12 protein-coding genes are annotated in these 15,569 nt (G+C 40.6%); 4 read left to right on the forward strand and 8 right to left on the reverse strand.

Annotated elements, in window-relative coordinates:
- Positions 1-2 precede the first annotated feature (2 nt).
- Genes I6E11_RS07370 through aroQ form a run of 5 tightly spaced genes read right to left on the reverse strand, consistent with a single transcriptional unit; the run spans position 3 to position 4,161 of the window.
- Positions 3-1,226, reverse strand: coding sequence for an FtsX-like permease family protein (locus tag I6E11_RS07370; RefSeq protein ID WP_235337387.1), 1,224 nt, complete (start codon positions 1,224-1,226; stop codon positions 3-5).
- Positions 1,227-1,257: 31 nt separating this feature from the next.
- Positions 1,258-1,593, reverse strand: coding sequence for a 30S ribosome-binding factor RbfA (gene rbfA / locus I6E11_RS07375; protein WP_235337388.1), 336 nt, complete (start codon positions 1,591-1,593; stop codon positions 1,258-1,260).
- Between the two features lie 8 nt (positions 1,594-1,601).
- Positions 1,602-2,243, reverse strand: coding sequence for an O-methyltransferase (locus I6E11_RS07380; RefSeq protein ID WP_235337389.1), 642 nt, complete (start codon positions 2,241-2,243; stop codon positions 1,602-1,604).
- A gap of 6 nt (positions 2,244-2,249) precedes the next feature.
- A complete protein-coding gene (pyk, locus tag I6E11_RS07385) occupies positions 2,250-3,710 on the reverse strand; it encodes a pyruvate kinase (protein ID WP_235337390.1) in 1,461 nt (486 codons plus the stop codon).
- A gap of 28 nt (positions 3,711-3,738) precedes the next feature.
- Positions 3,739-4,161: a type II 3-dehydroquinate dehydratase gene (gene aroQ / locus I6E11_RS07390; protein WP_235337391.1), complete on the reverse strand. Its 423-nt coding sequence runs from the start codon at positions 4,159-4,161 to the stop codon at positions 3,739-3,741.
- A gap of 64 nt (positions 4,162-4,225) precedes the next feature.
- Between aroQ and xerD the strand changes: the two genes are divergently transcribed.
- From xerD to I6E11_RS07410, 4 genes are all read left to right on the forward strand, one after another.
- A complete protein-coding gene (gene xerD / locus I6E11_RS07395; RefSeq protein WP_235337392.1) occupies positions 4,226-5,143 on the forward strand; it encodes a site-specific tyrosine recombinase XerD in 918 nt (305 codons plus the stop codon).
- 158 nt (positions 5,144-5,301) lie between these two features.
- Positions 5,302-6,975, forward strand: a complete 1,674-nt coding sequence (locus I6E11_RS07400; protein WP_235337393.1) for a tetratricopeptide repeat protein — start codon at positions 5,302-5,304, stop codon at positions 6,973-6,975.
- A gap of 133 nt (positions 6,976-7,108) precedes the next feature.
- The gene (locus I6E11_RS07405; RefSeq protein ID WP_235337394.1) at positions 7,109-8,116 is read left to right on the forward strand and encodes a DUF4369 domain-containing protein; all 1,008 of its coding nucleotides are present in this window, start codon (positions 7,109-7,111) and stop codon (positions 8,114-8,116) included.
- A 7-nt stretch (positions 8,117-8,123) separates the two neighbouring features.
- On the forward strand, positions 8,124-9,662 hold the full coding sequence (locus I6E11_RS07410; protein WP_235337395.1) for a YifB family Mg chelatase-like AAA ATPase: 1,539 nt from the start codon (positions 8,124-8,126) through the stop codon (positions 9,660-9,662).
- Between the two features lie 19 nt (positions 9,663-9,681).
- Here the strand turns inward: I6E11_RS07410 and I6E11_RS07415 are convergent, their stop codons facing one another.
- The 3 genes from I6E11_RS07415 to I6E11_RS07425 form a co-directional block, all read right to left on the reverse strand.
- Complete coding sequence (locus tag I6E11_RS07415) at positions 9,682-10,677, reverse strand: cation diffusion facilitator family transporter (protein ID WP_235337396.1); 996 nt, start codon at positions 10,675-10,677, stop codon at positions 9,682-9,684.
- 111 nt (positions 10,678-10,788) lie between these two features.
- Positions 10,789-12,777, reverse strand: a complete 1,989-nt coding sequence (locus I6E11_RS07420; RefSeq protein ID WP_235337397.1) for a protein-disulfide reductase DsbD family protein — start codon at positions 12,775-12,777, stop codon at positions 10,789-10,791.
- A gap of 375 nt (positions 12,778-13,152) precedes the next feature.
- A complete protein-coding gene (locus I6E11_RS07425) occupies positions 13,153-15,540 on the reverse strand; it encodes a hypothetical protein (RefSeq protein ID WP_235337398.1) in 2,388 nt (795 codons plus the stop codon).
- Between the last annotated feature and the right edge of the window lie 29 nt (positions 15,541-15,569).

The following is a 15,569-nucleotide window of genomic DNA, read 5'->3' on the forward strand; positions in this document are numbered from 1 at the left end:
CCTTATAGCAAACGACGACTTAGATATCTGACCGGATACCATACAGAGATAAATCCTACAATCAGCACAGTGACAAATACGAGCACCACATCCCATGCATGCACACTTACAGGATAGGCGTCGACAATAAAGCTACCGGCACTACCTAAGGATATTATACCATATTCCTGCTGAATAAGGCATAAAGCAAGCCCTATGACAACTCCTGATACTGCGCCTATGAAGGAAATCATTCTACCTTCGAAAAGGAATATACGCACTATCTGACTGTCGGAAGCACCAAGATTGCGCAATGTCTGTACGTCGTTTTTCTTATCAATAATAAGCATTGAAAGCGAACCGATAACATTGAAACATGCTATCATAAGTATGAATACAAGAAAAATATAAGAAATGAGTTTCTCTATTTCCATTATTCTGAAAGTATCGGCCTGCTGTTCGTAACGGTTCTGAACACGGAAATCATCACCTAATTTCTCTTTAAGTTTTTTTATTACGGCATTTTCATCTGCCCCGGGAGTAAGTCGGAGGTTGACTGCTGAAACTTCGTTGGTATACTGAAAAAGACGACGTGCGAAGCCAATCGAAGTTATAATATACGAAGCATCGTATTTCTCCTGATTTACTGTAAATGTCAGTCCGGAAGAGAAGAGCTGGTCGCTTACGAAACTGCTCATAGGATTGGACATATTTATACGGCTTCCACGTTTGGGAGCATAAATTTCAAGCGGATCGAGAAAACGAATTCCGGTACCTAATGTTGACAATAACTGAAGACCGGGAATAGCATAGTCAGCAACCTCATCGTGAAGTAAAAGGTCTCCCCTGCCAAACAGTATACTGTCTATAGGAGTCAACGTGTCAAAATTATCTTCCACTCCCTTTATTACAGCCATTACCTGACGGCCTTTGTATTGCACCATAGCATTGTCTTCTACCGATTCTGAATACACAGCAATCTCCGGCATCGTCCTGATTTCGGCAAATAACTGTTCGCTTCCGTCAAAAACCTTACCTCTGACGGATGTAATCTTTATCTGCGGATCAAATGCTGTAAAAAATGTAGCTACCATATCCTGAAAGCCGTTAAAAACAGAAAGTGTGCAGACCAAGGCCAGTGTGGCCAAAGCGACTCCGCACACAGATATAGCAGAAATTACATTTATGGCATTATGCGATTTCTTTGAGAACAGATACCTTTTAGCAATAAAAAAAGGGAAATTCACGATGAATCTGTTTTTAATATAGAAAGACAGATTAGTCTTTCAGAAGTTTGTCAATCTTTTCAACGTAATCCAGTGAATCGTCGATGAAGAACTTCAGTTCCGGTATTATACGTAACTGATGGCGAACACGGTTGCCAAGTTCGTAACGGATAGACTTCATATTATCATTGATATTCTTTACTATCTCCTCTCCTCTTTCAGAAGGGAAAACGCTCAAGTATGCACGCGCATAGCTCATATCAGGACTGATTCTTACTATGCTGACAGAAACAAGCACACCCGGCATTGATTTTGTCTGAACCAGAAACATCTCACTCAATTCTTTCTGAATGAGTCTGGCTATTTTGTTTTGTCTGGTAGTTTCCATATTATCTCTTATTTTTTTCTTATTATGGTAAGCCCGTCGCGCATGGGCAGTATTACTTTTTCCACTCTCTCGTCGGTTGCTACCAAGTCATTGAATTTCTTTATTCCTATTGTCTGAAGGTCTGTGTGATGCGGATTTTCCTCAAGTACATGACCATCCCAAAGGGTATTGTCGGCCAGAATATATCCACCGTTGCGAAGTTGTTTGAGAATCATCTCGTAATACTCTACATAGTAACGTTTGTTGCCATCCATAAACACCAGATCAAACGTAATATCCATAGTAGGTACTATCTCCAGAGCATCACCTATATAAAACTTTATTTTGTCAGCGTATGGCGAATTTTCAAGCCACGGACGTGTAAAATCTTCCTGCTCGTCATTAATTTCGAATGTGTGGAGCATAGCTCCATCTTCAAGTCCTTCTGCCAGACAAAGGGCGGAATATCCGCTGTATGTACCTATCTCAAGCACTTGTTTCGGACGAATCATCTGTACAAACATTTTCAACATTCGCCCCTGAAGATGTCCGGAAGCCATACGGGGACGCAGTAGTTTCACATGCGTCGCCCGATATAATGCTTTCAGATATTCTCCTTCTTCATCAATATGACGAAGTATATAATCGTCCAGTGCGTCCGTTTCTTTCATTATTGATTATAAGTAACGGTTTTTGTTTGGAAGAACATAGTCATCTGCATGTTCAAGGACATCGTTCACCTGATTGATTTCAAGGAATGAAGTCTTTGTTCCTGCCTTACCACTACTCAAATATGCCACCATGTCGTTGCCTGAAAGAACGCCGTCGGTGATAAGCTTGCGGAGAGCAGTGAAGTAGTATTCCTGACCGTTTGCTTTTTCCGGCATATAGATAGCCTCAACACCGTATGAAAGAGCAAGATGACGCATAGTTTTTTCCTTATAACAGATAGCCAATACAGGATGTTTTCCACGATAAGCTGCAAGGCTACGAGCTGTCAAACCGCTGAAGCTGTCGGTGATAATAGCATGTATAGGCATTAGATTAGTGGCACGTACTGCTGATTTTGCAAGGAATCCTGTGACATCGGCATTTTCCGCAGTAAGACGTATCTGAATATCGTTCTCTTCCATTTTATCTTTTTCAGCCTGGGCTGCAATCTTAGTCATAGTCTTAACAGCCTCTACAGGGTATTTTCCGTATGCAGTTTCACCACTAAGCATCAACGCGTCTGTACGATAATAAATTGCATTTGCAATATCAGTTACTTCGGCACGTGTAGGACGTGGATTGTTTATCATTGTGTGAAGCATCTGAGTAGCAACGATAACCGGCTTACGTGCAAGAATACATTTCTTGATTAACTGACGCTGTATACCAGGGATACGTTCCTGAGCAACTTCTATACCCAAGTCACCACGGGCAACCATCACGCCGTCTGCAACTTCAAGTATTTCATCTATATTATCTACACCTTCCTGATTTTCAATCTTCGCGATAATCTTAATGTCACTGTTATGTGCATCAAGTATTTCACGTATATCCATAACGTCCTGACGGTTACGAACGAAAGAGTGAGCGATAAAGTCAATATCTTTTTCAATTGCATAAAGGATATTGTTACGGTCCTTTTCAGTCAGTGAAGGAAGATTGATTCTAACTCCAGGAACGTTCACACTCTTACGGTTTCCAAGCGTAGCATCGTTCTGCACTTCGCAGAATAAAGTTGTTTCATTCTTGTCGACAACAGTCAAAGCCAAATCACCATCATCGATAAGAACAGAAGCTCCTATAGACAAGTCATGAACGAAATTCTTATATGTTACCGCGATGCATTCACGTGTAGTTTCCTGATCCGGATTACCTACAATCTGCACTTTATCACCAATTTTAAAATCGATAGGACCTTCAGCACTAGCTGTTGTACGAACCTCAGGGCCCTTAGTGTCCATAAGGATTGCAATACGGTTAGATACTTCGCGCACATTGGATATCAACTTTTCAAAACCTTCACGGCTGGCATGTGCTGTGTTCATACGAACAACGTTCATACCTGCATTAAAAAGATCTCTGATAAAATCCACTTCACAGCGCAAATCTGAAATGGACGCAACGATTTTTGTTTGTTTAAGCATCATAATAAAAAACTATTATACCTGTTTTACACTATTTCGAATTAATAAAAGCCTCTACTGCCAACCGGTAAGAATCAAGACCAAATCCACATATCACTCCACGGCATGCACACGAAATCATAGATTTATGTCTGAACTCTTCCCTGGTATGAACATTCGATATATGGACTTCTATGGCAGGAGTAGTAACTGCACGTAAAGCATCTTGCAATGCTATAGAAGTATGCGTATAGGCACCGGCATTCAGGATAATGCCATCGTATGAGAATCCAACTTCATGGATTTTGTTAATCATTTCACCTTCTATGTTAGACTGATAATAATCGAACTCTATCTCCGGATATTGAAGAACAAGCTTATTGTAATACTCTTCAAAAGAAACAGCTCCGTAAATAGAAGGTTCACGTTTCCCTAATAAATTAATATTGGGACCATTGATTATTTGTATTCGCATTGTTTATTGCAATATAAACTTTTTGTATCTTTGTAATAATATGGTGCAAAGATAATAAAAAAGTATGAATAAAAAGGAAGTAAACGGACAAATTATAATAAAGTATAAGCAATATCTGAGATTAGAGAAGTCTCTATCAGGCAACACAATCATGGCTTATATAGGAGATTTAGAAAAACTATTATCTTTTTTAGCCACAGACGGCATAGACATACTGGACGTAACTATTGATAATCTTGAAAATTTCATTGCCGGATTAAGAGACATAGGCATCCATGCACGATCACAAGCAAGGATTTTATCTGGCATTCGGTCATTCTTTCATTTTCTTGTCATTGAGGACTACATAGAGCAAGACCCATCGGAATTACTGGAGTCGCCCAAGATAGGGAAACATCTCCCGGACATTCTCAGTGTGGAAGAAATAGACAGCCTGATTGGAGCCATTGACAGAAGTACTAGAGAAGGACAAAGGAATTGTGCAATATTAGAGACACTTTACAGCTGCGGGTTGCGTGTTTCGGAACTTTGCAATCTGAAAATCTCGGATTTATATCTCAATGAAGGATTTATAAAAGTCGAAGGTAAAGGCAGCAAACAAAGACTGGTACCCATATCCCCAAAAGCTATCAAAGAAATAGGTTTTTACTTCGAAACCAGAGGCGAGGGACTGATAAAGCCGGGATATGAAGACTTTCTGTTCATCAGCAGATTCGGAAGAAACATTTCAAGAATAATGGTATTCCATATCATCAAAGAGTTGTCCGATAAGATAGGGCTTAAAAAAAACATCAGTCCGCACACATTCAGACATTCCTTTGCAACACACTTACTGGAAGGAGGAGCAAACCTAAGGGCAATCCAAAGTATGTTAGGACACGAGAGTATCGGTACAACTGAAATTTACACTCACATAGACAGCAGTAAACTTAAAGAAGAAATAATCAGGCACCACCCTCGAAATAACAAAAAATTACCATAAACACCGTAAAAACTATAACTTTTAAACATTTTTCATTTGTTATTGCATAAAAAAAGAACAAAAAATAGATTAAGCTATATCTTTTTTCGTATCTTTGTCCCGACTGAACTTAATATAAAACAAATTATATAATTATACAAACCTAATTTTTTAAAATCATGATTAAGAAGTTGTATTTGCCTATCGTGGCATTATTAGTTCTTGCTTTCTCTTCATGTAGCAAGATGGGAGAATTGTCTTCTGACTACTTCACAACAAATCCTGAAGTTCTCGAAGCTGTTGGAGGTAAAGTTCCTGTAACTATCACAGGTAAGTTCCCTGAAAAGTATTTCAAGAAAAGCGCAACCGTAGAAGTTACTCCGGTTCTAAGATGGGAAGGTGGCGAGGCTAAAGGACAGCCAGCTATGTTCCAGGGTGAAAAAGTTCAAGGTAATGACCAGACTATCTCTTACAAGGCAGGTGGTACTTACACTATGAAAGCTTCTTTCGACTATGTTCCAGAAATGGCTAAATCTGAACTTTACCTTGATTTCAAAATCAAGAAAGGTAGCAAAGAATATACTATCCCTTCTGTAAAAATTGCTGATGGTGTAATCGCTACTTCAGAACTTCCTACAGTTACTTCTGCAAATGCAGCAACATCTACAGATGCATTCCAGCGTATCATCAAAGAAGCTAAAGAAGCTCAGATCATGTTCTTGATCCAGCAGGCCAACCTTCGCTCAAGCGAATTGAAATCTGAAGGTATCAAAGATTTCCACAAACAGGTAGCTATCGTTGCTGGCGACACTAAGAACTACAAACTTAACAACATTGAAATCTCTGCTTATGCTTCACCAGATGGTGGTGTTAAACTGAACACAGGATTGGCTGAAAATCGTCAGAACAACACTGAAAAATACATGAAACAGCAGTTGAAGAAAGGAAAGATTGAAACAACTGTAGATACTGAATACACAGCTCAGGACTGGGAAGGTTTCCAGGAATTGGTTTCTAAGTCAAATATCCAGGACAAAGACCTTATCTTGCGTGTTCTTTCTATGTATCAGGATCCGGAACAGCGTGAAACTGAGATCAAGAACATTTCTTCAGTTTACAAGACTTTGGCTGACGAAATTCTTCCTCAGTTGCGTCGTGCACGCTTGACTGCTAACTATGACGTTATCGGCCGTAGCGACGAAGAAATCAACGCTGCATTCGATACTGACGCTTCTTCATTGAGCGTAGAAGAACTTCTTTATGCTGCTACTTTGACTAACGACAATGCTCGCAAAGAAGCTATCTACAAGAAAGCTATCGAATTGTATCCTAACGACTACCGTGCTTACAACAACCTTGGTGAAATGGCATATGTTTCAGACAAAGCAACTGCTGAAAAATACTTCAAACAGGCTGCAAGCAAGAACGCTAACGCTCCTGAAGTAAACACTAACCTTGGTTTGATTGAATTGTCTAAGGGTAATGTAGCTAACGCTGAAACATATCTTGCTAAAGCTACAGGTTCTAACACAGCAAACGAAGCTCTTGGTAACTTGTATATCAAACAAGGTCAGTACGACAAGGCTGTAGCTGCATTCGGTGATACTAAGACTAACTCTGCTGCTTTGGCTCAGATCTTGGCTAAGGACTACAACAAAGCTAAAAACACTTTGTCTGCAGTTAAGAACCCAGATGCTTACACAGACTATTTGATGGCACTTGTAGGTGCAAGAACTAACAATGCTGATTTGGTTAAGACAAGTATGGCTAAGGTTGCACAGAAAGACGCTGCTCTTGCTGCTAAAGCTGCAAATGACCGTGAATTTGCTAAATATGCAAACGAAATCAAATAATTAAACTACCAGTTACTTGATAGATACAAAGGTCGGAACTCAGGTTCCGGCCTTTTTTTTGTAAATAAACTCAGACAAATCACGCACATTACACCTTTTTTATGTATTTTCGCGCTAAACAAACAGATACTTTATGAAACTAGTAATCAGATTTATATTTTTCTATTCCCTGCTCATCTTGACATCGTGCAGCGAAGACAACACATTCACACTAACCGGGGAATTGAGTAATAAAAAAGAGAAATACATAATAGCCATATACGACGACCCTATAGGTAAGGTGGACACGATAAAACTTACAGACGGAAAATTTGAATACTCTTTCATTCCTGACACCATAACCATATTCAGACTGGCCAACGACTCAGGTATAGCCCTACCTGTTTTTGCAGATAAAGGCTGGGATGTAAATTTCAAGGGAAGTTTTGCCAACCCTCATATAAAAGGCGACGGTCCCAATGATGAGTTACAGCAATTCAGAGACAAAGTGCTGAAAGATACCATCAATAAATCTTCACTGGCAAAAGACTTTATTTTAAACAACAGAACTTCATATGCATCGGCATATATTCTCAACGAATATTTTATCCAGGACAAAAATCCTGATATAAAAGAATTAAAAGAACTTATTGCACAAATAGACGGACACGTAAAAGACTGCAGAATTGTTGACATCATTCAAAAAAAGGTAGCCGAAAACAAGGAAGACAAGTCTGATTACATAAATTACTTTTCGTGCAAGGACCGTAAAGGAAAATACGTGTCATGGAGCAGTAAGGACGAACAATACACGCTGGTGAACATCTGGGCATCATGGGATGAGAAGAGTATTGTAATCAGAGATTCACTGTATAACACTATAAAGACATTACCTGAAAAGGACTTCAGAGTTCTGAACATATCTATTGATTTCGACAAAAATGCCTGGGAAAAGGAATGCAAGAAAGATAACGAACAATGGATTGAGACATGCGATTTCAAAGGATGGGAAAATTCTGTTGTAAAACAATTAAACATCAACACACTTCCTTATAATATACTGGTAACAAAAAACAGGAAAATAATAACCACGTGCATCTACGGAGACGAACTAAAAGAAAAAATAGAGAATCTGATACAAGAAAACAAAAAGAAGAAATAAAAACACTATGCTAGTAAAGTTATACGGAGCCGCAGTTCAAGGTATTGACGCAACTATTGTTACCATAGAAGTAAACAGTTCCAGGGGAATCAAGTTCTTTCTGGTAGGTCTGCCGGACTCTGCTGTAAAAGAGAGTCACGAAAGAATCATGTCTGCACTAAATGTAAATGGCTACAAGGTTCCATCCTGCCAGATAGTTGTAAACATGGCTCCAGCCGATATCCGAAAAGAAGGCTCATCATACGATTTGCCTCTGGCCATAGGTATTATGGCATCCACCGGCATAGTGTCATCCGAGAAGCTGCACAAGTACATGATAATAGGCGAACTTAGCCTGGACGGCAGTTTACAGCCTGTAAAAGGAGCATTGCCGATAGCTATTGCAGCCAGGGCACAAGGATTTGAAGGCTTTATATTGCCCAAACAAAACGCCCGCGAGGCAGCAGTGGTAAACAATCTGGACGTTTATGGCGTAGAAAACATTAAGGAAGTCGTAGAGTTCTTCAACGGCACCCGTAAACTGGAGCCGACTATAGTAAACACCCGCGAAGAATTCTATCAGAATCAGACAGATTTCCCTTTTGATTTTGCAGACGTCAAAGGCCAGGAAAACGTTAAAAGAGCCCTCGAAGTGGCAGCTGCCGGCGGACATAACATTATTATGATAGGCGCTCCAGGCAGCGGTAAATCCATGATGGCCAAACGTCTGCCAGGTATTCTCCCGCCACTCACACTGTCCGAGAGCCTTGAAACCACCAAAATCCATTCAGTAGCAGGCAAGCTTGGTAAAGACATCTCCCTCATAGCCACACGTCCGTTCCGCAGTCCGCATCACACGATATCGCAAGTTGCAATGGTAGGCGGAGGAACCAATCCACATCCGGGCGAAATAAGTCTGGCCCATAACGGGGTCCTGTTTCTCGACGAGCTCCCGGAATTCAACAGAAGTGTGCTCGAAGTCCTTCGTCAGCCATTGGAAGACAGGCATATCACCATATCCCGTGCCAAATACGTTTTGGACTATCCTGCCAGTTTCATGCTTGTAGCATCAATGAACCCATGCCCTTGCGGCTACTATAATCATCCCACACGTAACTGCGTGTGCTCACCCGGACAAGTACAACGCTATTTAAACAAGATTTCAGGCCCTCTGCTCGACAGAATAGACATACAGGTAGAGATTGTACCAGTCCCATTCGAAAAAATCTCAGAACGCGAAAAAAGCGAGAGCAGTTCGGCCATAAGAGAAAGGGTTATCATGGCCCGCCGGATTCAGGAAAAAAGATTTGAAAAAGAAAAAGGCGTACACTGTAACGCACAGATGACATCATCATTGCTGCACAAACATGCACAACCGGATGCACAAGGCCTCACCCTACTGAAGAACGCCATGACCAGACTCAACCTTTCGGCACGCGCATACGACCGTATTCTGAAGGTAGCACGTACCATTGCCGATCTGGAAGCATGCCCGGACATCCGTTCATCGCACATAGCCGAAGCCATAAGCTACCGTAACCTTGACAGAGAGAACTGGGCAGGATAATCCCAGTTACATCTCTTTATCAGTTATCCATTTCGCTCTCATTCAGAGTAAAGGTCGACAACGTGATTTTATTTGCAGAAACCACAGCCGCCTTTCTGTACTTACACGAATCAAATATACAGGTATCACATTTAGGTTTCTCGAATATGTCGCACGGGTCAAGATGCAATGTAAGCTGAATCTTGTCGTTATACCTTGCTTTCAGAACGTTTTTAAGCTTCTCTCCGGCCTTATGACCTTCCGATACAGTGTAATACCAAGGCACCGTAAGGTCACAGTCCATATATATGCAATTGCCCGATTTTATAACCTTCGTATTGTGTATATCCACCCACTCAGGTTGTCTGTTCTCGTTCAACAACCCGGCAAGTTCTTCCAAAAGCTTATCATCGGCAGTATCGAGCAATCCCGAAATAGTATTTCTCAGAATCGAAATACCCGTAATTATAATTATTGAGCCAAAGACAAGAGCCAGAGCGCTGTCAATCCAGTTTATACCTGTAAAATACAACACCAGCAAGCCAGCCACAAGTCCTATTGTGGAATAAGTGTCCGACTGAAGATGTTTTCCACCAGCCACCAAAGCCATAGAGCCGTATTTCCTGCCTGTCCGTATACTGAAATACCCCATCAGATAGTTTATCACTCCCGAAACAGCCACTATCACTATACCGACATCAAGCTTTTCCACCTCGGCAGGCACTACCAGTCTCTTAACAGCCTCATAAATAATCATTCCGCCCGCCACGCTTATAAGGATACCCTCTACCGAGGCCGAGATAAGTTCAATCTTTCCATGCCCATAAGGATGCTCCTTATCGCCAGGTTTTGCTCCCCATCTCAGGCAATACAGACTAATCATTCCTGCCACTACGTTGACAATACTCTCCATTGCATCCGTAAGCACACCTACAGAATTTGTCACAAAATACGCTATAAACTTACCTATAAGTATCAAGCCGGAAATAATGACTATACGTTTCTGAACCCTGTATTTAATCTGTTCCTCGTTCATAATCCCAGATATTAATCCGTGCGCAAAGTTATAAATTAAAAAGATAGGAGGAAAATATTTCTATCTTCCTCCTACCCATTATCTATATCGTCGACACTGCAACGTCTGTCATTAATAGTTTCTTAATCCCTTTTCAAGGAATTCCACATACTTGTCTATATCCTCGTCATACGAATACGAACCGTTCAAAGGCTTACCCTCGTTGTCAAGCAGGACATAGAACGGCTGTGCATTGGCACCGAATTTGGAACGCTGCAGATAGCTCCATTTGTCACCTACAGTACGCAACGTACGTTCAGTACCGTTTTCAACAATCTTCATCGGCTGTGGCAGTTTAGTCTTATCGTCCACAAACAGAGTGATAAGCACATAGTCCTCTGTAAGCATGCTGCTCACTTTCGGGTCTGTCCACACAGCAAGCTCCATCTTACGGCAGTTCACACATCCGTAACCGGTAAAGTCAACCATAACAGGTTTACCGTTTTGCTTGGCATACTCCATACCTTCATCATAATCAAAGAACTTGGCATGTACCTCATTCTTATACAGATTGAAATCCTGAGTCTGCATTGGCGGTGCAAACGCACTTACAGCCTTCAGTGGAGCGCCCCACAATCCAGGAATCATATACACTGCAAACGCCAGTGAAATCATAGCCAGGAAGAAACGTGTAACACCTATCTTGTTTTCATCATCATCGTGTGCAAATTTAATCTTGCCCAGCAGATACATACCAAGAAGAGCAAATATCACAATCCAAAGAGCAAGGAATGTTTCTCTGTCAAGTATTCCCCAGCCATAGCTCAGGTCGGCTACCGACAGGAACTTCAAAGCAAAAGCCAGTTCCAGGAATCCCAACGACACCTTTATCACATTCATCCATCCACCCGACTTAGGCATAGACTTAAGCCATGTAGGGAACATTGCAAACAGTGTGAAAGGCAAAGCCAAAGCTATTGCAAATCCCAGCATACCTATTGCCGGAGCTACCACGCTACCTGTAGTAGACACTTCTACCAGAAGGAATCCGATAATTGGACCTGTACATGAGAATGACACCAGCGAAAGAGTAAATGCCATCAGGAATATACTCAACAAACCTGTTGTCTGTTCAGCCTTGCTGTCTACAGCATTACTCCATTTCGATGGCAGAGTAATCTCGAATGCCCCGAAGAACGATGCCGCAAATATCACCAGCATCAGGAAGAACAGGATATTGAACACAGCGTTAGTAGACAACGCATTCAATGCACTGGCACCGAAGATTAGTGTAACAGCCAGACCCAACGCCACATATATCACAACGATTGAGATACCGTACATCCACGCATCGCGTATACCCTTTTTCTTGTCCTTAGTACGTTTCAGGAAGAAGCTCACAGTCATAGGGATGATAGGCCAAACACATGGTGTAAACAGAGCCAGCAAACCACCCACGAAACCTGTAAACAGAATGTATATCCATGATCTGTCAGCACTGCTCTGTTCTTCGCCCTGAGCACCCATTTCGTCTATTACAGGGTCCCAATACGACGAAACTTCCATCTCGTTTTTGTCTGCAGTATCAACTACAGTTTCCTTCACCTCGGCCACCTCTTCACTTTCCTTTGCCGGAGTAGCAGCCACTTCATTCGAAGGTTTTACTGCCGATGTTCCTGAATATGTGAAATCCACTGCCGTAGGAGGCATACAGCTTTCATCATTACATGCTCCAAATTCCAGATATCCGGCAATGGTATATTCAGATGATGTTATCTCAAGTTTTTGAATGAATTTCACTGTCTTTTCGAAGTATCTTACATTCATCTCGAATATAGGGTCGAACTTCTTTATTTCCTCACCTTCGAATGTCAGTTCTCCCATAACCTTGGCACCTTCTATCTTGTCAAGATTGAATGTTGCCGATGTAGGACCGTCCTCACCCAAGCCTGTTGAGTAGACATGCCATCCCTCGTCAATGGTTCCTGTAAACACCACCTCCAACTGATTGTCGGACAGCTTTTTAAGCTCGGATTTGAATTTTACAGGCGTTTGCATTTGGGCAAACGTAAAGATGCACATTAGCAATGCACCAAATAATAAAGATAGTCTTTTCTTCATTTGCTTTATTGTATTTTTAATTTATATTTATTCATCAATTTATGCATATTGCAAAATGAGTTGCAAATATACACATTTTGTGTCACTTAACACATTAAATTTCTGAATAATATGACTGATTTCGGGCGTAACGACTGATATAAATTAGTGTTACACGTTCGTGCCACAACAGTTACACGAACGTGTGACTATAGTAACACCTAGGTGTAACGATAGTGACACGAACGTGTAACGGCAATTAAACAAAGGAAAAATTTATAAAGATACAATTTGTTGCCTTATGCCAATAAAAAAACTTACCCAAGGCTACGTTTTCCGCAAGCCTTGGGTAAGAATAAAAATTATATTAGAATTCTGTTATGTATATAATCAAGATTATTTCACAACAGGTTCACCGTTAATACTAATAGGTGCTGGAGCCTTTATAGATGGAGTCCACTGATATTTATCAAAGCCTCTAATCTTACGCAAAGACTGCAAGAATGCTTCTGCTTCTTCCTGATTCTTCTTTATACGTTCTGTTGCTGTAAACAAGTTAGCACTTACAGGTTTAGTAGCAACAGAAGCTGTTGCTGCTGATGCTGGTTCATAATCTGGCCAGATTTCGCTTAAGTCAGTAATAACTCTCAGCTCTTTCACATCGAATGCTACCATAGAAAGTTCACCTTTGACATCATTCTTACCGTATGGCAAACACATAGCCAGCTTATAATCACTTGTAGACCATTCATTTATTGCAGCAAATTGGTTCTTTTCTCTATCAGACTGGAAAGGATTACCAGTACCATCTTCACCGTTTACAATAATATCTTTCCAGTAAGTTACTTCATCTGCATAAGTTGACTTCATATCAGCCTTATTCCTATCAAAAATACCGTGATAGTACATTCTAACATCCTTAATCGGTTTATATGTAACAGAGAATGTATTGTAACCCCAAAGAGGATCGAAACCATATTTCGCATCAGTTATTGTCATTTGAGGGTCTAATCCACCTTCATTTGCCTCAGTCTCAGCATAAACAATCTGTGGGAAAAGAAGTTTTCCGTCCCAAGTTTCTCCAATAACCATAATATCATATTTTTTCCCCGGTTCAAGCCCCATATAAGGGAATGAATTCTGTTCTTCCCATTCAGGAGTTCCCTTCTCATATGCCCATGGGTCTGTAAAATTATAATATGCTCCGTCTTCTTCAAACATGAAATCAAAAGCAGCATTTATCTGTTCATCAGTACCTAATTCAAAATTTCTATCTTCAGGAATCATTCTGTGATAATAGAATGCTGTGTTATCAGTAGGCTCAACCAAAAGTGTTATTCCTCTAGTAGTTGATTCAAATGTACACCACAAATTATCTTCATCCCAACCCCAAAGGTCTCTAGACCATTCATCAGTTTTGAAATAGCAAGCTTCCAATTCTTTGTTATAATCTTCAAAACCATTCTGGCAAGTCCAAACCAAATAATTTTCGCTTCCAGCTGGAATTATATACTGTTTGGAAGTTGTAGTACCAGCCTCACCAGCCACTTCGTAATCATCTTCACCAATTACACTCAATTTATAGTTAGGATTTTTTTCAACCCATCCACCATTATAAGTAAGTTCGTCAGCAAGTTTAGCCTGTGCTTCAGGGTCATTTGCCATAGTTTCCCATTCACTCTTACTCATCAATTTATATCTGATTAATGAGATTTCCTTGTCGAATTCTATATTGAAATTAACTACGCTTGCGGATGTCAACTCCTGATTCCAAGTAACCCTACTCATACCTTTCTTTGGCATAACACGGTCAGCCGGCTTCTGTGGCATATAGAAAGAAGTTTTCTCCATATCATTTACTACATAGTTCTCATCAGCACCTATAGTAATAATAGTGATTTCTTCTGAAGGGTCAAGCCACAATGGATATTGCGCACTCAAGTTACCTTTAGTAGCATCACTTGGATACTGTGAAAAACGAATCATATCGACAAATGTCTTTTCACCATATTTATCCACGTAATTGTTCATATCCTTTGTTCCTATCGGGAATAAATAATAATACTTGGCATCTGCATTAGCCTCCATATCAAAGCCGAAAGCACTCCAACCTCTCTTAACCTCTCCTTTCACTTTAACAATAGGATCTCCAATCAGATCTTTAGGAGTGGTTTCAACACATAAGATAGACATATCGCGTCCGTTTGCACCGTTTTCGTCTGAACAACCAACTGCAACAATCAAATATTCAGCATCAGGAACGATAGTAAACTGTGAATATCCATCAGCAACCCAGTTAAATTCGTGTCCTGTAGCATAATCAGTCATTTTATCAGAAGGAGCAAATGTATAACCGGCAGCGCCACCCTCAGCAAAAAGCAAATCCTTTAAAGCCTGAGCAGTCTCTTCAACAGTCATAACCTTTCCGTTGTTGATTTCATCATAGTTAGCAGTGTAAATCATGTCATATGCCTTAGCCAACGGAATAATATCCAAACGGTAAGACTTGGCAGAAGCACCGGGAATACATTCGAAACGAATCTCGTTGTCAAGCGTTACACCCTTAACAATCTGTACACCATACTCTGAGAGTACAGTTTCATCCCCTTCATAACATTTGATAGGAGTAGGTGTGTCATTACCTTTAATAACCTCACCTTCCAACAAAGGAGTATCCTGATCTCCATTGTCAGGACCTTCGTCATCTGTACAGGAGACAAAAGAAACTCCTGCAGAAAACAGCAATGATGCTGCAAACATAAAGTTTAGAAAAAGTTTTTTCATAATCATAAAAACTTAAGTTAGACAAATAA

The sequence above is a fragment of the Bacteroides caecigallinarum genome (assembly GCF_021531075.1).
Taxonomy (GTDB): Bacteria; Bacteroidota; Bacteroidia; order Bacteroidales; family Bacteroidaceae; genus Phocaeicola; species Phocaeicola caecigallinarum_B.